General features: G+C 68.5%; 18 protein-coding genes. 11 read left to right on the top strand and 7 right to left on the bottom strand.

The window, feature by feature from the left end:
- Nucleotides 1-21: 21 nt before the first annotated feature.
- The 3 genes from CDO44_RS28055 to CDO44_RS09005 all read right to left on the bottom strand — a co-directional run bounded on the left by CDO44_RS28055 (nt 22) and on the right by CDO44_RS09005 (nt 5,920).
- Nucleotides 22-3,750: a hydantoinase B/oxoprolinase family protein gene (locus CDO44_RS28055; RefSeq protein ID WP_087779906.1), complete on the bottom strand. Its 3,729-nt coding sequence runs from the start codon at nt 3,748-3,750 to the stop codon at nt 22-24.
- A 15-nt stretch (nt 3,751-3,765) separates the two neighbouring features.
- Entirely contained in the window at nt 3,766-4,446 is a 681-nt protein-coding gene (locus tag CDO44_RS09010; protein ID WP_158213234.1) for a GntR family transcriptional regulator, read from the bottom strand.
- Nucleotides 4,447-4,579: 133 nt separating this feature from the next.
- Nucleotides 4,580-5,920, bottom strand: a complete 1,341-nt coding sequence (locus CDO44_RS09005; protein WP_087779904.1) for a UbiD family decarboxylase — start codon at nt 5,918-5,920, stop codon at nt 4,580-4,582.
- A 292-nt stretch (nt 5,921-6,212) separates the two neighbouring features.
- Between CDO44_RS09005 and CDO44_RS09000 the strand changes: the two genes are divergently transcribed.
- From CDO44_RS09000 to CDO44_RS08985, 4 genes are all read left to right on the top strand, one after another.
- Nucleotides 6,213-7,328 carry a helix-turn-helix transcriptional regulator gene (locus CDO44_RS09000; RefSeq protein ID WP_087779903.1) on the top strand — a complete coding sequence of 372 codons (1,116 nt, stop codon included), beginning with the start codon at nt 6,213-6,215 and terminating at the stop codon, nt 7,326-7,328.
- Between the two features lie 128 nt (nt 7,329-7,456).
- On the top strand, nt 7,457-8,908 hold the full coding sequence (locus CDO44_RS08995; protein ID WP_255407794.1) for an aldehyde dehydrogenase family protein: 1,452 nt from the start codon (nt 7,457-7,459) through the stop codon (nt 8,906-8,908).
- A gap of 58 nt (nt 8,909-8,966) precedes the next feature.
- Nucleotides 8,967-9,944: an ABC transporter substrate-binding protein gene (locus CDO44_RS08990; protein ID WP_233146097.1), complete on the top strand. Its 978-nt coding sequence runs from the start codon at nt 8,967-8,969 to the stop codon at nt 9,942-9,944.
- Nucleotides 9,945-9,946: 2 nt separating this feature from the next.
- Nucleotides 9,947-10,684, top strand: coding sequence for an aspartate/glutamate racemase family protein (locus CDO44_RS08985; protein WP_087779900.1), 738 nt, complete (start codon nt 9,947-9,949; stop codon nt 10,682-10,684).
- Here the strand turns inward: CDO44_RS08985 and CDO44_RS08980 are convergent.
- From CDO44_RS08980 to CDO44_RS08970, 3 genes are all read right to left on the bottom strand, one after another.
- On the bottom strand, nt 10,665-12,254 hold the full coding sequence (locus CDO44_RS08980) for a CHAD domain-containing protein (RefSeq protein ID WP_087779899.1): 1,590 nt from the start codon (nt 12,252-12,254) through the stop codon (nt 10,665-10,667). The genes CDO44_RS08985 and CDO44_RS08980 overlap by 20 nt on opposite strands.
- A 150-nt stretch (nt 12,255-12,404) precedes the next feature.
- Nucleotides 12,405-13,310, bottom strand: a complete 906-nt coding sequence (locus tag CDO44_RS08975) for an ABC transporter permease (RefSeq protein ID WP_087779898.1) — start codon at nt 13,308-13,310, stop codon at nt 12,405-12,407.
- On the bottom strand, nt 13,307-14,002 hold the full coding sequence (locus CDO44_RS08970; RefSeq protein WP_087779897.1) for a cell division ATP-binding protein FtsE: 696 nt from the start codon (nt 14,000-14,002) through the stop codon (nt 13,307-13,309). The genes CDO44_RS08975 and CDO44_RS08970 overlap by 4 nt, the downstream gene beginning before the upstream one ends.
- 146 nt (nt 14,003-14,148) lie before the next feature.
- Between CDO44_RS08970 and CDO44_RS08965 the strand changes: the two genes are divergently transcribed.
- The 7 genes from CDO44_RS08965 (at nt 14,149) to CDO44_RS08935 (ending at nt 21,426) form a co-directional block, all read left to right on the top strand.
- A complete protein-coding gene (locus CDO44_RS08965; protein WP_087779896.1) occupies nt 14,149-15,168 on the top strand; it encodes an amino acid ABC transporter substrate-binding protein in 1,020 nt (339 codons plus the stop codon).
- Nucleotides 15,169-15,175: 7 nt separating this feature from the next.
- On the top strand, nt 15,176-16,330 hold the full coding sequence (locus CDO44_RS08960; protein WP_087779895.1) for an amino acid ABC transporter permease: 1,155 nt from the start codon (nt 15,176-15,178) through the stop codon (nt 16,328-16,330).
- A complete protein-coding gene (locus CDO44_RS08955; protein WP_369824587.1) occupies nt 16,330-17,475 on the top strand; it encodes an amino acid ABC transporter permease in 1,146 nt (381 codons plus the stop codon). Before CDO44_RS08960 ends, CDO44_RS08955 begins: the two co-directional genes overlap by 1 nt.
- Before the next feature lie 44 nt (nt 17,476-17,519).
- On the top strand, nt 17,520-18,266 hold the full coding sequence (locus tag CDO44_RS08950) for an amino acid ABC transporter ATP-binding protein (protein WP_087779893.1): 747 nt from the start codon (nt 17,520-17,522) through the stop codon (nt 18,264-18,266).
- 109 nt (nt 18,267-18,375) lie between these two features.
- Nucleotides 18,376-19,287: a LysR family transcriptional regulator gene (locus CDO44_RS08945; protein WP_087779892.1), complete on the top strand. Its 912-nt coding sequence runs from the start codon at nt 18,376-18,378 to the stop codon at nt 19,285-19,287.
- 202 nt (nt 19,288-19,489) lie between these two features.
- Nucleotides 19,490-20,473, top strand: coding sequence for a tripartite tricarboxylate transporter substrate binding protein (locus tag CDO44_RS08940; protein WP_087779891.1), 984 nt, complete (start codon nt 19,490-19,492; stop codon nt 20,471-20,473).
- Nucleotides 20,474-20,475: 2 nt separating this feature from the next.
- On the top strand, nt 20,476-21,426 hold the full coding sequence (locus CDO44_RS08935; RefSeq protein ID WP_087779890.1) for a succinylglutamate desuccinylase/aspartoacylase family protein: 951 nt from the start codon (nt 20,476-20,478) through the stop codon (nt 21,424-21,426).
- Nucleotides 21,427-21,456: 30 nt separating this feature from the next.
- Here CDO44_RS08935 and ftsY read toward each other — a convergent pair.
- On the bottom strand, nt 21,457-22,511 hold a 1,055-nt coding region (gene ftsY, locus CDO44_RS08930; RefSeq protein ID WP_369824585.1), incomplete at its 5' end, for a signal recognition particle-docking protein FtsY.

The following is a 22,511-nucleotide window of genomic DNA, read 5'->3' as shown; positions in this document are numbered from 1 at the left end:
TTTTCTGGCTTGTGCGCGCGGTCAGCCGACCGCGCCCGGATGAAAATGTTGCGCGGTCTCGGGCGTCACATAGCCGAGCCGCAGATCGCGCTGGATGGCCTCGGGCGCGCGGCGCGACGGCTCGCCGTAGCCCGCGCCGCCCGGCACGTCAATGCGCAGGATCTCGCCGGCGGGCACCGTCTGCAGGCCCATCGAGCGCATGGGTGCACCGGCCGCCGTTCCCACCCAACCCGGCGCGCCGTCGGCCCCGCCTTCCCGCCCCCGCGCGGGGTTGCGGACGCGGTCGAAAATGCCGAATACCTGGAACGGCGCGCCGTCGCGCGTGGCTACTTCCACGCGCTGGCCCAGTCCGCCCCGGTACTGGCCGGCACCGCCCGAATCGGGCAGCAGCTCCTTGCGCCATATGACGATAGGCGCCGCGACTTCGCAGATCTCGACGGGAATGGAGCGGATGCCACTGGGAAAGGCGGTGGCCGACAGCCCGTCTCCCTGCGGACGGGCGCCGGAACCGCCGGCGTTGAAGAACAGGATCTCGAACGGCGCCCCGCCCTCCATGCCGCCGCGCAGTTGCAGCCCCCAGTTACACGCCGCGCCTTCCGCCGGAATGCGTCCCGGCAGCGCGCCGGCCAGCGCGCCCAATGCCACTTCCGGCAGGAACTGGCCGATGATGTGGCGTGCGCAGACCGGCGCGGGATGCTGCACGTTGAGGATGGATCCCACCGGCGCGTCCACCTCCACCAGCGACAGCGACCCGGCGTTGTTCGGGACATCGGGCGCGACCGCCGCCCGGATGCCGAACGCGGCATAGGCGCGGGTGTAGTTCAGCACCAGGTTGATGCCCTTGGCGCTGGCGGCCGACGTGCCGTCGAAGGACACCCGTATGCGCTTGCCGTCCATCCGCACGGCGCAATGGATGTCGACCGGCTGGTCGTAGCCGTCGAGCCGCATGTGCGAGGTGAACGTCCCTTGCGGCAGGGCCTCGATGGCGGCCCGCATGCCGGCCGCCGACCGCTCCAGCAGGAACTCGGCGATGCGCGCCAGCCCGTCCTGGCCGAACTCGTCCAGCGTGGCCGCCAGCCGGCGGGCGCTGACCTCGTTCGCCGTCACATAGGAAAGGATGTCGCCCACCACGGGTTCCGGCTGGCGCACGTTGGCGCGCACGATGTCCAGCAGGTCTTCGTTCAACTGCCCGCCCCGGGCCAGCCGCAGGATGGGGATGTACAGGCCCTCTTCATACACGGACCGGCCGTCGGGCCCCTGGCCGAGGCCGCCGATGTCCACCTGGTGGCAGGTGCAGGCGAAGAATCCCACCACCTTCCCGTTCTGGAACGCCGGCGACAGGACGGTGACGTCGTGCAGGTGACCGGACGTGAGCCACGGGTCGTTGGTGATGAAGTGGTCGCCCTCGGCCATGGTGGAAGGCGGATGCTTGGCGAGGAAATGCCGGGCGCACGCCGCCATGGAATTGACGTGGCCCGGCGTGCCGGTGACGGCCTGCGCGATCAGCCGTCCTTCCAGGTCGAACAGCCCGGCCGAGAGATCCCCGGCCTCGCGGACGGTGGGCGAGAAGGCCGTCCGCATCAGGGTGCGGGCCTGCTCTTCCACCACGGCGATCAGGCGGCTCCAGAGCACCTGGGCCTTGATTTCCTCGGGCATGTCGCGTCCGGCCCGGCCGGCGGCCACCGCGGCGCCATCCAGCACGATGTCGCCTTCGGCGGTGGCGCTTACCTGCAGGCCGGCGGGCACCACGATGGTGGTCTCGTCCTCGACGAGCAGGGCCGGCCCCGCCAGCGTCGTCCCCGGCGCCACCGCCGCGGCCGGCAGGACTTGTCCGCTGACGAAATCGCGCAGTGTCTGGTCGTAGAACCGCCGCTGTCCCGCCTGGCGCGCAATGGCGTCCGGCGCGGCAACGGGCGCGACCTCGGCCACCGGGGCTTCGACCCGGACCGTCCAGCCCAGGACTTCGATCTGCGCGTCGGCGATGACGCGTCCGTACAAGGAACGGTAGGCGGCCTCGAAGGCCTCGGCCAGCATCCGCGCGTCGTCTTGCTCGAACGGGCGCCCGGGCAGCACGACGCGGATTTCGTGCCCCTGCCCCTGATAGCGCATCCAGGCGGTGCGCTGCTCGCGGATTTCCGCGCCGGGCGCGGCCCGCCGCACCACGCGGTGCATCTCGCCGGCCAGTTCCTCGACAATGGCATTGGCCTCATGCGCATCGAAAGCCGAGAGCCGTACCTGCACACTGCGCGTGGTCTCGAATGCGATCGGCGCGCGCAGGAAACCCAGGGCCGAGCCCACGCCGGCCCCTTCGGGAATGATCACCCGGTCCAGGTCCAGCTTGGCGGCCAGCCGCGCGGCGTGCAGCGGCGCCATGCCGCCGATGGCGATGAGGGCGCGGCCGTCCACGCCCTTGCCGACCTCCACCGCGTGCTCATGCACGGCATTGGCCATGCCTTCATCGATGATCTCGCAAATGCTCCATGCCGCATCGTCGGCCGACAGGCCGAGGGTGCGGCCCAGTCCGTCCAGCGCCGTGCGCGACGCGGCGGCGTCCAGCCGCATGCGCCCGCCGGCGAAGTGCTCGGCATCGAGCCGCCCCAGCGCCAGGTGCGCATCGGTCACCGTAGGCTGCGTGCCGCCTCGCATATAGCAGGCCGGCCCGGGTACCGAGCCCGCGCTCTCGGGACCGACCTGGAGCCGGCCGAGGGCGTCGACGTGGGCAATGGAGCCGCCGCCGGCGCCGATCTCGGCCAGCTCCACGACGGGGAACCGGAGCGGAATGCCGCTGCCGGCCTTGAAGCGCGCCAGCCGCGCCACTTCCATCGACCGCGCCGTCTGCGGCGCGCCGTCATCGATGAAGCAAAGCTTGGCGGTCGTGCCGCCGATGTCCAGCAGCAAGGCCCGGTCTATCCCCAGGCGGCGCGCCACGTCGGCCGCCAGGATGGCGCCGCCCGCCGGGCCCGACTCGAGCAGGCGCACGGGAAAGCGGCGCGCCACGTCGACTTCGCACAAGCCGCCGTTGGACAGCATCAGCAACAGGGGAGCGCGCACGCCGCGTCCGGCCAATGCCTGCTCGAGGCGCTGGAGATAGCCTGCCATCACCGGCTGCACGTAGGCGTTCACGCAGGCGGTGGCGAACCGTTCGAACTCGCGGATCTCGGGCGCGACTTCGGAAGATAGAGAAACTTTCAGGTCGGGGCGCAGCCGCGCGAGCACCGCCGCGGCCTGCTTCTCGTGCGAGGGGTTCCGGTAGCTGTGCAGGAAACCGATGGCCACCGCTTCGACCCTTGCTGCGTCCAGGACCGGCAGCAAGGCCTCGACCGCCGATTCGTCGAGCGGCCGCAGCACCTCGCCCGCGGCCGACATGCGCTCGCGCACCGTCAGGCGCAGGTCGCGCGGCACCAGCGGCTCGGGTTTGTCGACGTAGAGATCGTAGTGGTCGTAGCGGCTTTCCGTACCCATCTCGAGGGTATCGCGAAAGCCCTCGGTGGTGATGAACGCGATGCGCGCGCCGCGCCGCTCGATGACCGCGTTGGTCGCCAGCGTGGTCCCATGGACCACCGCATCCAGGTCGGCGGGCGCGAAACCCGCGTCCGCCAGGATGCGGTCCAGGCCCTCGAGCACCGCCCGCTCCGGCGAATCCGGCGTCGTCAGCACTTTCAGGAACCAGCGCCGGGTCGTGCCGCCGCCGCTGGCCTCGAGGGCGAAATCGGTGAAGGTCCCGCCTATGTCTATACCCAACCGCAACAAGAACGTTTCTCCTCTTCAGGACCGCGGCGCCGGAATCAGCGCCAGGATCGATTCGCGCGCCTGGAGCATCAGGTCGCGCATGATGGTCTCGGCCGCCTGCGCATCGTGGCGGCCCAGCGCCGCGACCAGCAGCTGGTGATGCCGGACGACGGTCTCGCGGTTGGACTTCTTCTCCAGGGTGGCTCGTCTCAGCGCCTGGATCTGGCTGTCGTGCCGGCTGGCCGCCTCCGCCAGCCGCTTGTTGCCCGCCAACCCGACCAGCACGACGCGGAAATCGTGGTTGGCCATGACGAACTTCTGCAAGGCGGGCCGCGGCAGGGCAGCCACTTCGCGCCGCACGACTTCGTCCAGCGCGCGCAGTCCCTGCGGCGTCGCCAGCGTGGCGGCGCGCGCGGCCAGGTAGGGCTCGATCAAGAGCCGCAGTTCCATGATCTCTTCGAGATCCGTGCGCGACAGCGAGGCCACCGAGGTGCCTCGCCCGGCCGCCAGCAGCCCTTCGTGGCGCAGGCGGGTGAGCGCCTCGCGCAGCGGCGTGCGCGAAACCCCGAGCATGGCCGCGAGCTGGGTCTCGGTCATGCGCACCGAAGGATCGATCTCGCCGTTGGCGATCTTCTCGTGGATCTGGCGATAGATGCGCTCGGGAAGAGGGTCGGTGCGCGGGATCTGTTCGAAGGGGAGGGAGGGTGGCGCTTTCATGGTCGTGGAGGGAATCATCGGCCAGGCGCAGCAAAAAAACAATTGTTTTTTGCATACCGAGTTCCCATTTCGATGATCCGGGAACCGATGTCGAAGAATTTCCCAGGCGCCTCGCGCCGCGCAGCCGCGCGGATTATCCGGGCGCCCACTGCGCACCCAGGTAGTCGGCCAGGTCGATCGCCTCCTCGCCCGGTATCCGCTTGCGCGCGAACTCGGCCTCGCGCCCCCACGGCCGGGTCGCATCCAGGGCCAGGCGGCCCCAGTGGTCCTTGTGGGGATCGCGATAGAACCCGGGAACGTTGGGCACCACCATGCTGCGCGTATCCGCCCTTCCGCGCGTCACGAACGCCCAGACCACCTCGTCCATGTCGTAGATGTCGACGTCCTCGTCCACCACCACGCAGAACTTGTTGTAGTCCAGGTGGGCGCCCATGGCCGCCAGCAGGGCATGGGCGCCGTGGCCCTCGTACTGCTTGCGGATCTTGATGATGGTGTTCATCACGGTGGGCTGGCACGACACGTCCAGCACCCCGGGAACCTGGCTCTTTAGCGCCTGGTAGATACGGGCGGCCGTGGCCGCCTCGAGCGGCCGCAAATCTTCCTTCGAGCCGCAGATCAGCCCATGGAAGATCGCGCCCTTGCGCCAGCCGACGTGGGTCACCTCGAAGACGTGGTTGTCGCCGACCTCGACGTAGTAGCCCATGAATTCGCCGAACGGGCCCTCGGGCCGCCGCACGTTGGGCAGGATGCGCCCTTCGATCACGATGTCGGCCGCCGCGGGCACCGACAGGTCGATGGTCTTGCATCGCCTCATGCGCAGCGGCCCGCCGCGTATGGCCGCCGCCAGCGCGAGTTCGCTGGCCTCCGGGGGCAGCGACACGCATGCCGCCATGAAAAGCTCCGGGGCGGCGCTGACCAGGATCGCCGCCTCGAGCGGCTTGCCGTCGCGCTCGGCCGCCTCCTGGTAGCGGGCGAGGTCATGCGTGCTGCCCAGGCGTACCCTCAGTTCGCCGTCGGAGATCTTCATCGCCCGGTGGAACGACAGGTTGGGCACGCCGCTGTGCGGATGCCTGGCCAGGAAGATGCCCGAGGTGATGTAGGGACCGCCATCGCGTTCGTGATAAGTGAGTATGGGCAGGTCGGACAGGCGTCCGGCGCACCAGTCGGAACGGTCGTCCTCTTCCTCCACCCATCCGCCCTGCCCGATGGAGGCAGCCAGCGCGATCTCCTCGCCCAGGCGCTCGCAGAAGGTCTTCCTGCCGCAGCGGATCACTTCGCGCAGCCGCTGGTGGTCGCTGTAGACGTTCATCACCACCGGCAATTCGCTGCCCTTGACGTGGGTGAACACCACGGCCTGTTTCGACTCGTCCTGCAGCCGCCGGGCAATGGCCGCGGCCTCGAAACGCGGATCGACCTCCTTGTGGACGACAACCAGCTCTCCTCGGGCCTGCAGCTTGTCGAGGTAGTGTCTCATTGGTGAATAACGGGCTTTCGATACAGGAACCCGACGATAGCAACCCACCACGCCCCGCTTGTGTGCCGACCGAAGCGAAACCTAGGATTCCGGAACAAGTTTTGGGCGCCGGCCGCCTGCCGCGCACAACGCGGGTGCACGGCCGCCCCCGCGATGCGCATCCGCGGATGGTATGGAAACTGCTTGCCATCACGGGCGGGCGGCGCGGCGTACGCGTGTTAGCCCCGATTGTTCCCTGGTCCGCCCCACCGTACCGTATGGCCCGGCGAGTTTCCGACCGCACGGAGAGTTGATGAGCATCTTCCCATTTCGCGCCGATCACGGCGACGACGGCCTGTTCAGGACGCGGCTCGCGGGCCGGCACGCCCGCACCACCGAGGCTTTCCACTGCCTGCGGGCAACCGCCGAGCACGCCGCCGCGCCCCATGCGAAAGGCCCGGCGCTCTACGGACAGCGCGTGGCCGTTTCCGACGACCCGGCCGAAGGCTACTGGGAGATGATCAGCCTGCGGGACGAGATCTTCCTCGTCATCACGAGCTGCCACTATGCCAAGGAACGCACCGAGAGCGTGTTGCCCGAAGGCTTCGTCGAGTTCCACTTCATCCTCAAGGGCCCGGCCCGCGTGGAGTTCTCCGAATCGGGCCAGGTACAGATCGGATCGCCGAACCTGACGGTGGTGCAGCAGGGCGACGACATGCTCTACCAGGTGCACTGCGGTCCGGGACCATGGCGCTCGGTCAGCCTTTACGTCACGCAGGAATACTTCGACGCCTTCGCCAAGGCGTCGCTGGGCGCGGACAACTCGTTCCAGAAGAAGCTCAACGCGGTCGGCAACGAACAGGTCTCCTGCCACCAGATGCCGGTAGGCGTGGAAGTGATCCATGCCATCGAAAAGCTGCTCGCCAATCCCTACCAGGGCTACCGCCGCCTGCTGTTCGCCGAGGCCAAGGCCTGCGAAATCCTGTGCGCGTCCCTCGACCTCTGGCAGAACCACATCGAGAACGAGAACGCCCCCGGCGTGTTCTCCACCCGCGACCTGCGCCTCATCGAAAAGGCGCGCGACATCATGCTCTCGGACATGACCCGCGTGCCGACCATCCCGGAGCTGGCGCGGGCGGTGGGCACCAATACCTCCAAGCTCAAGCGGGGATTCAAGTTCCTCTACGGCATGACGGTATTCGAGTTCGGCCACAGCCACCGCATGAACCGGGCGCTGAACCTGCTCATCCAGGATCGCCTGTCGGTCAACGAAGTGGCCTGTGCCGTCGGTTACCAGCACCAGACCAGCTTCACCGCCTCGTTCCGCGAGCACTTCGGCTTCGCGCCCAAGGATGCCCGGCGCATGAGCAACCCGGAGGAAATCCTGGCGCGCCACGCCGACCCGCTGAACCCGCCGGGAACGCCTTAGGGCCTGTACCCCCCGAAAAGAGCCTCGCGCCTCGTTGGGAAACAGATACCTTTTCTAGGAAATCGGCAGTGATGCGCGCCGCGAGCTGATGGCCGCCCGATGCTTCGCATAGGATCGCCCCATCCCCGATGGGAATCACTAGCGAGGAAACAATGGCAGTCATGGAAGTACGGAATCCGCGCAGCGGCGAAATGGATTACCGGTTCGACCCCACCAGCGCGGCCGAGGTCGAGGCCAAGGCGAAGAAGGCGCGCGACGCGCAGCGCGCCTGGTTCTCCGGCGGACTGGAACGCCGCATCGCCATCCTGAAGAAATGGGCCGAGTCGCTGGGCCGCCATGCGGCCGACATCACCGCGGCGCTCAGCGTGGATACCGGCCGCACGCGCATCTCGCACGAGGAACTGGGCGCGGTCGAGCATTTCATCCACGGGTATTGCGAAGCCGCGCCGCAGGTGCTGGCGCAGCCCTTCCGCAAGTTCTCGCACAACGACGAGATCGTCTTCAAGACCACGCTGGTTCCCTACCCGCTGGTCGGCGTCATCAGTCCCTGGAACTTCCCCCTGGTGCTGTCGTTCATCGATGCGATTCCCGCGCTGGTCGCGGGCGCGGCGGTCATGATCAAGCCCAGCGAAGTCACCCCTCGCTTCGTCGAGCCCTTGCAGCGCTCCATCGACGAAGTGCCGGAACTGGCCGGCATCATCACGCTGGTGCGCGGCGCGGCCGAGACCGGCCAGGCCGTGGTCGCCAACAGCGACGCCATCGTCTTCACCGGCAGCATCGCCACCGGCCGCAAGATCGCCGTGGCCGCGGCGCAGGCCTTCATCCCGGCATTCCTGGAGCTGGGCGGCAAGGACCCGGCCGTCGTGCTGGCCGGGTCCGACCTGGCCCGCGCGGCCACCAGCATCCTGCGCAGCGCCATCTACAACACCGGCCAGGTCTGCTATGCGATCGAGCGCGTCTACGTGGACGCATCGGTGCACGACGACTTCGTGGCCGAGCTGCTGCGCCAGGCCGCCACGCTCAGGCGCAGTTTCGCCGCCGGCGACGGCGGCCACTACGGCCCCTTCATCTTCGAAGCCCAGGGCGCCATCGTGGAGACGCAACTCCAGGACGCCGTCGCGCGCGGCGCCAAGATCCTGTCCGGCGGCAAGGTCGAGACGGTGGGCGGCGCCATCTGGCTGGATCCGACCATCGTCACCGATGTCGACCATACGATGAAGATCATGACCGAGGAGACTTTCGGCCCGGTCGTCCCCGTCATGAAGTTCAAGACCGTCGAAGAAGCCGCGCGCCTGGTCAACGATTCCGTCTTCGGCCTGTCGGGCGCCGTGTTCGGGCCCGATACCCACACCGCGGGCGACTTCGCCACCCTCATGGAAGCCGGTGGCGTGAGCATCAACGATACGGAGCTCCAGCGAGGCATGATGTTCGACGGCGAAAAGACGGCCTTCAAGATGTCCGGCATGGGCGGTTCGCGCTACGGCGCGACCAGCATCCTGCGCTATGTGCGCAAGCGGGCGCTGATCGCCAACGAGGGCGGCATCAAGCCGTTGACCGAGTTGGCAGAGATCGAGGCCTGACGCTCCCGGCTCGCGCGTCCAGCGGCGCGCGGGCTTTCACTCTCGGCAGGAGATTACCGTGCTCCGCAAGACCCTCGGCCGGCTGCTGGCCGGCACCGCCCTCGCGGCCGCCTGCGCCGCCGCCAACGCGCAAGAACCCACCGTCGTCGGCATCGCCAACTTCGGCCCGCATCCCGCGCTCGACCAGAGCGTGGCCGGTTTCAAGGAGGAGCTGCGGAGGCTGGGCTACGTGGACGGCAAGAACGTGCGCTTCGTCTACAGCGACGCCAACTTCACGCCGGCCATGATTCCCCAGATCCTGAACCAGATCGAGGCGAACAAGCCGTCGGTCATCCTGACCGTCACCACGCCGGTGTCGCAGGCCGCCATCACCAGCATCACCGACAAGCGCATTCCGCTGGTGTTCGTGCTGATCAGCGATCCCGTCGCCGCCGGCCTGGTGCCGAACTGGAAGCAGGGCGGCACGCGCTTCGTGGGATCGGCCAGCGCGATGGACTACGACGCGGTACTGGAATTCGCCCGGCAGATCTTCCCCAACGCCAGGCGGTTCGGCGTACTGTACGCGCCCGGCGAAGCCAACGACGTGGTGGCGATGAAATCCATCGAAGGCGCGGCCAAGCGGGCAGGCCTGGACCTGCAGGCGGTAAGCGTGGATTCGGCCATCGACGTGCAGCAGCGTACCCAGATGCTGGCCGGCGTGGACTTCGTCTACGCGATCGGATCGAGCCTCGTGCAATCTTCCATGCCGGCGCTGGCCTCGGTCACCGACCGCTATCGCATTCCCATCCTCAGCGCCGAGACCGAGTTGATCAAGAAAGGGGTGGTGGCGGTGTCTTATGCCGCCTCCTACCAGGTGCAGGGCGCGCATGCGGCGCAATTGGCGGCGGAACTGCTCAAGGGCCGCAAGACCTCCGAGCTGGCGCCGGTCAAACCGGGCAGGAAAGACTATGCGGCCCTCATCAGCCGCAAGAAATTCGCCCAATTGGGCAAGCCCATTCCGGCCGCCTTCGAGCATTGCAACTGCTTCGTCGATTGACCATGCCACGGTCCCGGCCCATACACGGTGTCGCGGTCGGCATCCTCCTGCTGGATGCCGGCTTTGAGCGTGTCCCGGGAGACATCGGCCACGCGGCGACCTGGCCCTTCCCGGTGCAGTATGCCGTCGTCAGGGGCGCCACCGGCGCGCGGGTGGCGGGCCCGGGCGCCGGCGGCACCCTGGACCTGTTCGTACAGGCCGCGACCGAACTGGCCGCCCATGGCGTGGACGGCATCGTGACGAGCTGCGGCTTCCTGGCCGTGCTCCAGCGCGAACTGGCGGCGCGCTGCCCCGTCCCCATCGCCACGTCCAGCCTGCTGCAGATTCCCATGGTGCAGGCGCTGCTGCCGCCGGACAGGAAAGTGGGCGTGCTCACCCCGATGGCGCAGGCGCTGACGCCCGCGCACTTCCTGGGCGTGGGGGTGGCGGACGTGCCGCCTGTCGAAGGCCTGCCGCCGGGGTCGGCGTTCGTGCGCGACCTCATGGAAAACCGGCCGCGCATCGATCCGGCCCAGCACGAGCGGGAGCTCGTCGCGGCTGCCCGCCGCCTGGTCGACAGGCATCCCGAGGTGGGCGCCATCGTCAGCGAATGTGCGAATTTCCCGGTCCACTCGGCGGCCATCGAGGCCGAGGTCGGGTTGCCCGTGTTCGACGCCTGCACCCTCGTGTCCTGGTTCCAGGCGGGCCTGCGGCCTCGCGCCTTCCGGGACCGTGGCCCGGCTACTTCCAGGGCTTTCTGACCGCCGCGAGGTCGACGAAGGCCGCCTCGGCCTGCGCTTCCAGCTCCCGCATGCGGGCGGCGATCCATCCCAGCGCGAACCACGCCTGGCCGTGCGCGTCCGTCAGCGCCGCGTAGTGCCCGCGCGCGACGACCAGATCGTTGATCTCGCCCAGGATGTCCTGCAGCGCGGACAGCTTCTTGCGATAGCGGCGTATCCGCTCGTCCCGGTACAGCGATCCGGACAACACCAGGCCATAGCGCAGCCGCTTGGCCAGCTTGCGCAGCGCATGGCGGCGTTCGTCGTCGAGCCGGCCGAAATGCCTGCCTTCGCGCACCAGGCGGGTGTGCCATTTGCGCAGGCGGGGGGTGACGACGTTCGTGAGCTTGGCGGGGACGGCGTCTTCCTGGGTAAAGGCTGGCGTTGCAGGCATGGCCAGGCCACTTCGGACCACGGACGGCTCGCTCGCGGCGGGCTGCTCGCGCACTCCCACGTTCCAGGCGAGCAAAGCCAGCAGCCAGGCCTGGAAATCCGTCGCGGCAGCCAACTCGCCGGCGTCCACGCCCGTGGGAGGATCGAGCTGCAGAGGGGGCATGCCGGCCTCGAGCAAGGCCGGCAGAACGCCTCCGCTCATGACGTCCTGGTCCCTGACCCGGCCGAAGTTGGCGAAATGCTTGCGCGCGGCCTCCTGCAAGGGCTGCGGCGGCAGCTCGGCGGCGCCCTCGAACAGGCGCCATGCCGAGCGCAGGCGGCGCATGCCCACCCGCAGCTGGTGCACATGTTCCGGCCCCCCCAGTCGCACGCCGGAAGGCGCCTCGGCAGCAGCCAGCGGCGAGGCGTTGCGCGCGATCTGCTCGATACACTCGGCCGTCATCGCCGCCAGCGCTTCGGACGGCGTAGCATGCGCCGCCAACTCGACCCTCTCGGCCAAACGCGGCGCCCAGAAGCGGGCAATCTCGGCCTCGCGCACCGCCGGTCGCTGGTCCAGCGCGGCCGCCTCGATACGGGCCGCGGCGTTGGCCAGGCCGTCGCCGCGCTCGGCCTTGCTGCGCAGGTCCAGTACCAGGCCATGCCGCGCCAGCCACCGGCCGGCCACGGTGAACAAGGCCGGCGGCCGGCCAGATGCGAGTTCGAACTCCAACTCGCATACCGGGAGTTCGAGCCCGCCCGCCCGGATAACGCCCACGTCATACGCCACCTCCACCGCACCGGCGCGCGTGCGCACCACCTTGGCGCTGCGCCAAACGTCCGTCTCGTACCGCACGCCGAGCTCGGCATCCAGGCCGGCAAGCACGGACTCGGCGGGCGTGCCGGCATAGACGGACAGGTCCAGTCTGCGCGCGGGGCAAGGATGATTCAGCTCGACGCGCGACATGGCATCAGCGCCGGCCATCTTGAAGGTCTGCACCCATTTGCGCCCTTCCAGGCGCAGCCGGATCGCCGCCCGCCGGCGGGCGAGCTGCCGGTCCGGCGTATCGAAATACTGGGCCCGCAAGTGCACGCGCTCGGATGAGGGCGGCGCGGCGAACTGGGCGGCGACGGCTTTGCGAAAGGTGGCGGGGACGGAAAACTTGAGTTCTTGTTCTAGCATGGGAAAGACTGGCGGACCGCGAGGTGGACGACCCGCCATGGTAGCGCTGCCCACCCCGAAAAACGATGACACGTCATCTTTCCGTCATGCAGGCCTGACGGCGCCTCCGAACCTCCCGGCGCCGGTCGACGTGGCCGGGGCCAGCCCGCTTCAGAACCGCGTATTGCGGGTGACCGACCACCTGGCCGACAGGGCTCCCAGCAAGGCGACTCCCACGACGAAGGCCGCCAGCCACTCCCACTGCGGCAGGCGCAGGGCGAACTCGGTGCCGTAGCTGCGCGCCAGATCGGCCAGCGCGGCATTGAGCGGATCCAGCACCACGGCCACGAGCCCGATCGCGGCCAGCGCCGCCACCCCGCAGCTGATGGCGCCCAGATACAGGAACGGCCGGCGCACGAAGGATTCCGTGGCCCCCACCAGCCTGGCGACGCCGATTTCCTCGCGTTGCGACAACGCCTGCATGCGCACCGTGTTGAACACAGCCGCCAATACCGCCACGGCCACCACCAGGGCCAGGAACAGCAGGGTCGCCCGGGCGAAGCGCAGGATGGCTTCCAGGCGCTGGACCCAGGCGCTGTCGACCTGGACCATGTCCACCTTGGCCCAGGTCTTCCATATCTCGGCCAGCTTGGCCGAGCGCTTGGCGAGGTCCTCCCCTTCCAGGGTCACCACGATCGCGTCGGGCAGCGGGTTGTCGGGCAGCACGGCCAGCGCCTGCGCATAGGCCGGATTGGCCTTGAGCTCGGCCAGCGCCCGGTCGCGGCTGATCACCCGCAGCGCATGGATTTCGCTGGCGTGGTCGCGGCGGATGCGGTCGGCCACGGCGCCGGTCTCGGCGGGCGTCGCATCCACCTGCATGAAGACCGTCATTTCCGGATCGGCGGCCAGGTGGTTGGCCACCGGGCGCAAGGACATCAATGCCGTCGCACCCAGCAGGGGAATGGCCAGGGCGAGCATGATGACGAGGATGTTGGCGATGGACGAAAAGGGTTGCGCCAGCAGGCGGCGCAGCGTCACGCCGAGCGCATAGCGGTGTTGGCGGATGAGCGGGCTCATGCCTGTCCCTCCCCGCCCAGGCGCGGCTGCCGCTTGCCGCCGTCGGTGACCTGGCCGGCGTTGACCAGCAGCACACGGGTGGCGTAGTCGGCAATGAGGGTTTCGTCGTGCGTGGCCAGGATGGTGGTGACACCCACGCGGTTGAAATCCCGGAAGACCTCGACGATGCGGCGAGCGCTGTCGCGGTCCAGGTTGGCGGTGGGCTCGTCGGCGATCAGGAGACCCGGCCGGTTGACGATGGCCCGGGCGATCGCCAGCCGCTGCTGGTCGCCGCCGGACAGTTCCTCGGGGCGCAGCGCGTCCTTGCCCGACAGGCCGACCCGCTCGATGGCGGCACGCGCCCGCTTGGAGGCGGCCGCGCGCGAATGGCCGGTCACGATCAGCGGCAGCAGCACGTTCTCGAACGCGCTGCGGTCGTTGAGCAAATGCACGTCCTGCAGGATGGTGCCGATGGCGCGCCGAAGATAGGGCCGGAAACGGCCGGCCAGCTTGCCGACGTTCTGCCCGTTGACCAGCACCGTCCCGCGGCTCGGAACGTCGAGCCCCGCGATGAGCTTCAACAGGGTCGATTTGCCGGCCCCCGAGGGTCCCGACACGAAGACGAATTCGCCCTGGGCGATGCCGAAAGTCACGTTGGCCAACGTATCGATGCCGCGGCCATAGGATTTGAAGACTTGCTGGAATTCGATCATGAGGCCGAAATAGTAACCTGGGCAAGCGGGCTGCGACAGGGCCCGAGGTTTCCATCATACCCAACACATGCTACGGTACGCTTCATTTCACGGGGTCCGGGGCCACGGTGTTTTATAGTCCAGGGCCGCCCGCGCAAGGAACCGCCATGAAAGCATTGACCTCCCTCCTCGCAGCCGCCCTGATGATGGGCGCCGCCCATGCCGCCCACGCCGGACCGACCCTGGACGCAGTCAAGAAGAAAGGCTTCGTGCAATGCGGCGTCTCCACCGGCGTCGCGGGCTTCAGCAATCCCGACAGCAAAGGCAACTGGACCGGCATAGACGTCGACCTGTGCAAGGCCGTGGCCGCCGCCCTGTTCGGCGACGCCACCAAGTTCAAGCTGACCCCGCTCAATACCCAGCAGCGCTTCACGGCCCTGCAATCGGGCGAAGTGGACGTCCTGCCGCGCAATACCTCCATCACGCTGCAGCGGGACACGGCGCTCGGCCTGACCGGCGTGGGCGTGAACTTCTACGACGGCCAGGGCATCATGGTGTCCAAGAAACTGGGCGTCAAGAGCGCCAAGGAGCTCGACAGCGCGGCAATCTGCCTGCAGCCCGGCACCACCACCGAACTGAACCTGGCCGACTGGTTCCGCGCCAACAAGCTGACCTTCAAGCCCGTGGTCATCGACAAGTTCGACGAACTGGTGCGCGCCTTCGCCGCCGGCCGCTGCGACGCCTACACCACCGACATCTCGGCGCTGAACGTGATCCGCACCACCAAGCTTTCCAATCCCGACGACTACGTGGTGCTGCCCGAGATGATCTCGAAAGAGCCGCTCGGCCCCATGGTGCGTCAGGGCGACGAACAGTGGGCGGCGATCGTCCGGTGGACGCTCAACGCCATGATCGAGGCCGAGGAATACGGCATCACCTCGAAGAACGTCGACCAGATGCTGAAGAGCCCCAACCCCAACGTGCAGCGCATCCTGGGCGTGACGCCCGGCGCGGGCAAGAACCTGGGCGTGGACGAGAAGTGGGCCTACAACATCGTCAAGCAGGTCGGCAACTACGGCGAGAGCTTCGAACGCAACCTGGGCCAGGGCAGTCCGCTGAAAATGAAGCGCGGCGCCAACGCGCTGTGGACCCAGGGCGGCCTGATGTACGCGCTGCCCATCCGCTGACGCGCGCATGTCCCGGTTGAGCTGGAACAATCCCTCGGTCCGGTCGGCGGTGTACCAGGCCGTGGCGCTGGCCGCCGTCGCCGGCCTCGCCTGGTTCCTGGTCTCCAACACGCTGGCCAATCTCGCCGCGCGCAATATCGCCTCGGGCTTCGGTTTCCTCGGCCGCGAGGCCGGCTTTGCCATCGGCGAGACGCCCATACGCTACGGCCCGCAGGACACGTACGCGCGCGCCCTCCTGGTGGGGCTGCTGAACACCGTGCGCGTCGCGGTGGTGGGCATCGTGCTGGCCACCCTCCTCGGCACGCTGATGGGCATCGCCCGCCTGTCGCGCAACTGGCTGGTGGCCAAGCTCGCGGCCGCCTATGTGGAGTTGATGCGCAATACCCCGCTGCTGCTGCAGCTCTTCCTCTGGTATGCGCTGATCACCGAAACCATGCCGGCGGCGCGCCAGGCCGTCGAACTGCTGCCCGGCGTATTCATTTCCAATCGCGGCATCAAGCTGCCGCTGCCGGCCGACCACCTGGGGTTCGACCTGGCTGCCGCGGGCTTCGCGCTGGCGGTCGTGATTGCGCTCGCGCTGGCCCACGTGATGCGCCGGCGGCAGCAGGCGAGCGGCGACGTGCGCCCCATCGGCCGCTGGATCGCGGCGCTGCTGGTCGGCCTGCCGCTGGCCGGCTGGCTGGCGGGCGGGGCGCCCCTGGATTTCGACGTGCCGCGCCTGCGAGGCTTCGGCTTCGTCGGCGGCGCCACGCTCACCCCCGAATACACCGCGCTGCTGTTCGGACTCGTGGTCTATACCGGCGCCTTCATCGCCGAAGTCGTGCGCGCCGGCATCCAGTCGGTTGACCGCGGCCAGTGGGAAGCCGCCGAATCCCTCGGCCTGCGCCGCGGCGCCGTGCTGCGGCTGGTGGTGCTGCCGCAGGCGCTGCGCGTCATCATCCCGCCCATCACCAGCCAGTACCTGAACCTGACCAAGAACAGCTCGCTCGCCGTGGCGATCGGCTATCCGGACATCGTCTCCGTGGCCAACACCACGCTCAACCAGACCGGCCAGGCGATCGAAGGCGTGCTCATCATCATGGCCGTGTACCTGGCGGTGAGCCTGAGCATTTCGGTACTCATGAACCTCTACAACCGCCGCATGGCGCTGGTCGAACGCTGATGAGCCCAGGCCCTTCCACCATCGACGGCGTCCTGGAGCCAGGGCGCAGCGGATCCGGCTCCGCCGGTCCGCCGGCGCCGCCTCCCGGGGGGCGCGCGAAGCGCGTAGGGGGAGGCCCGTTCCGGGACATGTTCTCATCCCCGCTGAATACGGTGCTGACGCTGCTGGTCGCGTGGCTGCTGCTGATGATCGTGCCGGCGCTGGTGGAGTGGGGGCTGGTGCGGGCGACCTTCGTGGCCTCGTCGGCGCAGGCGTGCCGCGACGCGGGCGGGGCGTGCTGGGCGTTCATCGCCGAGAAGCATCGCCTGATCCTGTTCGGGCTCTATCCCTACGACGAGCAATGGCGGCCGCTCGTGGCCAGCGCGCTGCTGATCGGCGCGGTGGTCGCGAGTTGCCTGCGGCGCTTCTGGAACAAGTGGCTGGCGCTCATATGGATCGCCGCGCTCGTGGCTACCGGCATCCTGATGTGGGGCGGCGTGCTGGGGCTCGAGTACGTGGAAAACACGCGCTGGGGCGGCCTGCCGCTGACGCTGATCCTGGCGACCTTCGGCATGGGGCTGGCGTTTCCGCTCGGCGTGCTGCTGGCGCTGGGCCGCCGCTCGCGCCTGCCCGCGATCAAGGCGCTGTGCGTGGTCTACATCGAGCTGATCCGGGGCGTGCCGCTCATCAGCCTGCTGTTCATGTCGTCGGTCATGCTGCCCCTCTTCCTGCCCGAAGGCTTCGGCATCGACAAGCTGCTGCGCGCGCAGATCGCCATCGTCATGTTCGCCGCGGCCTATCTCGCGGAACTGGTGCGCGGCGGCCTGCAGGCCATCCCCAAGGGCCAGTACGAGGGCGCGGACTCGATCGGCCTGAGCTATTGGCAGCAAATGCGCCTCATCGTCCTGCCGCAGGCGCTGCGCATCATCATCGCGCCGCTGGTCAGCATGTTCATCCTGGTCTTCAAGGACACCTCGCTGGTGGTGATCATCGGCATCTTCGACCTGACCCAGTCGGCCAAGGCCTCGCTGGCCGACGCCGCATGGCCGGGATTCTCGGTGGAGGCCTACCTCTTCATCGCCGCCATCTACTTCGTGTTCTGCTTCGCCATGTCGCGCTACAGCCAGGCGCTGGAGAAGCGCCTGCGCACGGGCGGGGAACGATGAGCCCCCGCACGCGCCAGACCGGGTCCCCTGACAGGAATACCGCCATGCCCCCATCCACCCAGCCGATCATCCAGATGGACGGCGTCAGCAAATGGTTCGGCAAGTACCAGGCGCTGCGCGGCATCGACCTCGCCGTGGAACGCGGCGAACGCATCGTCATCTGCGGCCCATCGGGATCGGGCAAGTCCACCCTCATCCGCTGCATCAACCGGCTGGAGGAACACCAGCAAGGCCGCATCGTCGTGGACGGCATCGAGCTCACGGGCGACCTGAAGGACATCGAGGCCATCCGGCGCGAGGTCGGCATGGTGTTCCAGCACTTCAACCTGTTCCCGCACCTGACGGTCCTGCAGAACCTGACGCTGGGGCCGATATGGGTGCTCAAGCAGCCCAAGGCGCAGGCCGAGGAGACGGCCATGCGATTCCTGGAACGCGTGCGCATTCCGGAGCAGGCTCACAAGTATCCGGGGCAGCTCTCGGGCGGGCAGCAGCAGCGGGTGGCCATCGCACGCTCGCTCTGCATGTCGCCCAAGATCATCCTGTTCGACGAGCCGACCTCGGCGCTCGATCCGGAGATGGTCAAGGAAGTGCTGGACGTGATGACCTCGCTCGCCGAGACCGGCATCACCATGCTGTGCGTGACCCACGAGATGGGATTCGCGCGCCAGGTGGCGGACCGGGTGATCTTCATGGACCAGGGCCAGATCGTCGAACAGAACACGCCGGAGGCCTTCTTCTCGCGGCCGCAGAACGACCGCACCAAGCTGTTCCTGAGCCAGATACTGCATTGAACGGCGCAGTTTTCCCGCAAGCCGGCCGCGGCGGGCGTGCGGGCCGAATTGTTACGGTTGCGAAAGGCTGATCGGGCGCGTCACCCCGAGGCGGTAAAATCCGGGGCTCATGGACCTCAAACTTTTCGAAGACCTTATCGCGCTCGCCCGCACGCAGAGTTTCGTACGCGCCGCCGAACTGCGGCACGTCACGCATCCGGCCTTCGGCCGCCGCATACGCGCGCTGGAAGTCTGGGCAGGCGCACCGCTGGTGGAACGCAATCGCACGCCGGTCCAGCTCACCCCGGAAGGCGAAGTCATGCTCAAGACCGCCGAGCGCACGGTCGAAAGCGTCGCCAATGCCCGCTCCCAGGTCCAGCGCCACGGCGCCAACCAGGGATTGAGCCTGCGCATAGGTACCGGCCGCACGCTGGCCCGCACCCTGGTGGCCGACTGGCTCGCCCGCATCACCCACATGCCGCGCAGCCCTCTGCGCGGCAAGGCGCAGATCGACATCATCACCGGCGCGACCAGCGACCTCGCCGCGCTGCTCGAACAGAGCAAGGTCGACATGCTCTGCTGCTACGAGCACCGCGCATTGTCGGTCCCGCTCAACGGCCACCGTTATCGGCACCTGACGCTGTCCACCGAAAAGCTGGTCCCGGTCAGCGTGGCCGACGCGCAGGGCCGGCCACGCTACAGTCTGATCGGCGGCAACCAGGCAACGCCGCTGATCGCCTACGGCATCGGCCTGTCGATGGAGCGGCTCTTGAGCGAACATTTCGAGCGCAATCCGCTGGCCGGCGTAAACGTGTTCCTGCGCTGCGATTCGGCCGACGCCGTCTACGAATTCGTCAAGAAAGGCCTGGGCGTGGCCTGGCTTCCCTGGTCCATGGTGGCGGCCGACTGCCAGCGCCGCAACATGGTGGTCCTGGGCGGCCGCAGCGACGAAGTGCCGTTCGAGGTCCGCCTGTACCGGCCTCGGGCACGGCAGGCCGACGTGGTCGAGGCCGTGTGGGCGGCGACGGAATTCGCGCGCTAGACCGTGGCCTGTTCCCCATAGGCATCGCTTCGGCCACTCCCTCGCGCACCGCGAACGCGCGTGGCTTCGAGCGCACCGCCCCATAATGGGGCATTTATCCGGATAGTGCAGAATCGGCACCGCCATGTGCGCCATCCGCACCACCCGGCGGGCATCGTACGTAAGCATTGCGGCATAGCAACTGCTCTGCCTGGAACCATCCATGAACAAATTTTCGTTTTCGCGCCGCGCGCTGACGCTCGCGCTCTCCGCCTGTGCCCTCGGCGCGGCATCCCTGGCGCATGCCCAGGGCGACTATCCCAGCCGTCCCATCACCCTGGTGGTGGGCTATCCGGCAGGCGGCAGCACCGACCTGACCGCGCGGCTGTTCGGCGATGCGCTTTCCAAGCGCATCGGTGAACGCGTCATCGTCGAGAACGTCGGCGGGGCGGGAGGCGCGATCGGCGCCCAGCGCGTCGCCAAGGCCAGGGCCGACGGCTATACCCTGCTGCTGGGCGCGTCCAACGAAATGGCCATCGCCAGCCTGATCAACAAGGCGGTCAAGTACGACGGCCTGAAGGACTTCACGCCGGTAGGCATGATCAGCAGCCAGCCCATGGTGCTGGTGGCCTCGGCCAATTCGCCCGTCAAGAACATTCCCGATTTCCTCGCGCAGGCGCGTGCCAATCCGGGCAAATTCAGCTTCGGCACCTCGGGCGTCGGCACCGCGCTGCACCTGTCCGCCGAAAGCCTGAAAGAAGCCGCGGGCGTCCAGCTGGTGCACATCCCCTACCGCGGCGTCGCGCCGCTGGCCAGCGACATCATGGGCGGCCAATTGCAGTTCGGCGTGTTCGTGCTGTCCAGCGCGCTGCCCAACATCCGCGCCGGCAAGCTGGTGCCCCTGGGCCTGATGCAGGCCGAGCGCGCGCCGCTCGCCCCGGAGATCCCCACCTTCGCCGAAGCCGGCCTCAAGGACGTCAACATGGACATCTGGTTCGGCCTGTATGGCCCGGCCGGACTGCCCGAGCCGGTGGTCAAGAAACTGCGCACCGCGCTCGGCGAAGTCCTGCAGATGCCGGAGTTCCGCGCCAAGATGCAGGAATCGGGCTCCACCGTGGCCGAGGCCGGGGTCGACCTGGCCAAGTTCCAGCGCAAGGAAACCGAGAAGTACAAGCGCATCGTCGAGTTCGCCAAGATCGAGGAATGAGCATGCCGGGACACGATTTTCTGCTACCCGTCCCCGACCTGTCCTCCGTGCGCGCCGGCAACACCGGCGTGGAAGGCGTCTGGCATTTCGATTCCGGCCTGCCCGGCCGGCGCGTCCTGATCACCTCTCTGATCCACGGCAACGAATTGTGCGGCGCCTGGGCGGTCAAGACCCTGCTCGAATCCGGCCTCAGGCCGCGGCGCGGATCGCTGACGGTGGCCTTCTGCAACCTCGCCGCCTTCGACACCTTCGATGCCGCGCGCCACGATGCCTCGCGCTACCTCGACGAGGACATGAACCGGGTGTGGAGCGACGAAAAGCTCGCCGCGCCGACCACGCGCGAACGCGCGCGCGCCGTGGCGCTGCTGCCCTGGGTCAGGCAGGCCGACTGGCTGCTCGACCTGCACTCCATGCACGAGCCCTGCGCCCCGCTGCTGCTGACCGGCATGCAGCCGCGCAACCTGGAGCTGGCGCGTGAGCTGGGCGCGCCGCGCCACATCATCGTCGATGCCGGTCACAAGGACGGCGTGCGCATGCGCGACTACGGCCGCTTCGGGGAAATGGCGGACAACGGCACGCGCTCGCTGCTGATCGAATGCGGCTACCACGGCGCGCTGGAAAGCCGGACGGTGGCGATGGACCAGGTCGCGCGCTTCCTGTCGGCCTCGGGCATCGTCGATAGCGGCGACCAGCCGGGAGAATGGTTCGGCGAGCGGCCGGACACCCAGCAGGCCATCGAAGTGACGCAGCCGGTGGTGGCGCAGAGCATGGATTTCCGGTTCGCGCAGCCCTGGCAGGGCCTGGAGGAACTGGAGCGGGCCGGCACCGTGATCGGCTGGCAGGACGGCGTGGCGATCACCACGCCGTACGATCATTGCACGCTGGTCATGCCTTCGCTGCGGCAGCTGGTGCCCGGCGTCACCGTGGTCAGGCTGGCGCGGCGGGTCGCCTGAACGGGCTGCCTCGGCAGCCCGCCGGGGACCTCAGTTCCCCAGCAGCGCGCCGGCGAACTCCTCGGCCACGAAAGGCTGGAGATCGTCGATGCCCTCGCCCACGCCTATCCAGTACACCGGCACCGGCCGCACGCCCTGCGCGCCGGCCGCCACGGCGGCCAGGATGCCGCCCTTGGCGGTGCCGTCCAGCTTGGTCACGATGAGGCCCGTCAGGCCCAGCGCCTCGTCGAAAGCCTTGATCTGCGCCAGCGCGTTCTGGCCGGTATTGCCGTCTATCACCAGCAGCACTTCGTGCGGCGCCGACGCCTCGGCCTTGGCGATTACGCGCTTGATCTTCTTGACCTCTTCCATCAGGTGCAATTGCGTGGGCAGGCGGCCGGCGGTATCGACCATCACCACGCCCATGCCGCGTGCCTGTCCGGACTTGACCGCGTCGAAGGCGACGGCGGCCGGGTCGCCGCCCTCCTGGGCGATGACCGTCACGTCGTTGCGCCTGCCCCATTCCACCAGTTGCTCGCGCGCGGCCGCGCGGAAGGTGTCGCCCGCGGCCAGCAGCACGCGGCGGCCCTGTTGCTGGAAGGTGCGCGCCAGCTTGCCGATGGACGTGGTCTTGCCGGCCCCGTTCACGCCCGCGATCATGGTCACGATGGGCGCGGGGCGGTCCAGGTCGAAACGGCGCTCCAGCGGCCGCAGATGCTCGGCCAGCAGTTCGCGCAGGACTTGGCGCACGCGGTCGCCATCCTCGATGCGTTCCTGGCGCACGCGCTCGCGCAGCCCCTTGAGCAGCGATTGCGCAGCGTCCACGCCGGTATCGGCCATGATGAGCGCGGTTTCGAGCTCCTCGAACAAGTCCTCGTCGACCTTCACGCCCACGAACAGCGACGTCAGGTTCTGGCCGGTGCGCGACAAGCCGCTCTTGAGACGGGCCAGCCAGGAGGACTTGGCGGGCGCCGGCGGCACCGCAGCGGGAGCGGCCTGCCCGGCCGGGGGCAAGGCTGCCTCCGGCACCGGCTGGACGGCGGGTTCGGGAACCTGGGCGCCGGCGCCCGCCGGCCGGGGCGCGGCATCGGCCGGCGGCGCGGCGG

The organism is Pigmentiphaga sp. NML080357 (assembly GCF_002188465.1).
GTDB lineage: Bacteria > Pseudomonadota > Gammaproteobacteria > Burkholderiales > Burkholderiaceae_B > Pigmentiphaga.
Note: the sequence above shows the minus strand (reverse complement) of the source record. Positions and strands in the feature narration are given on the sequence as shown.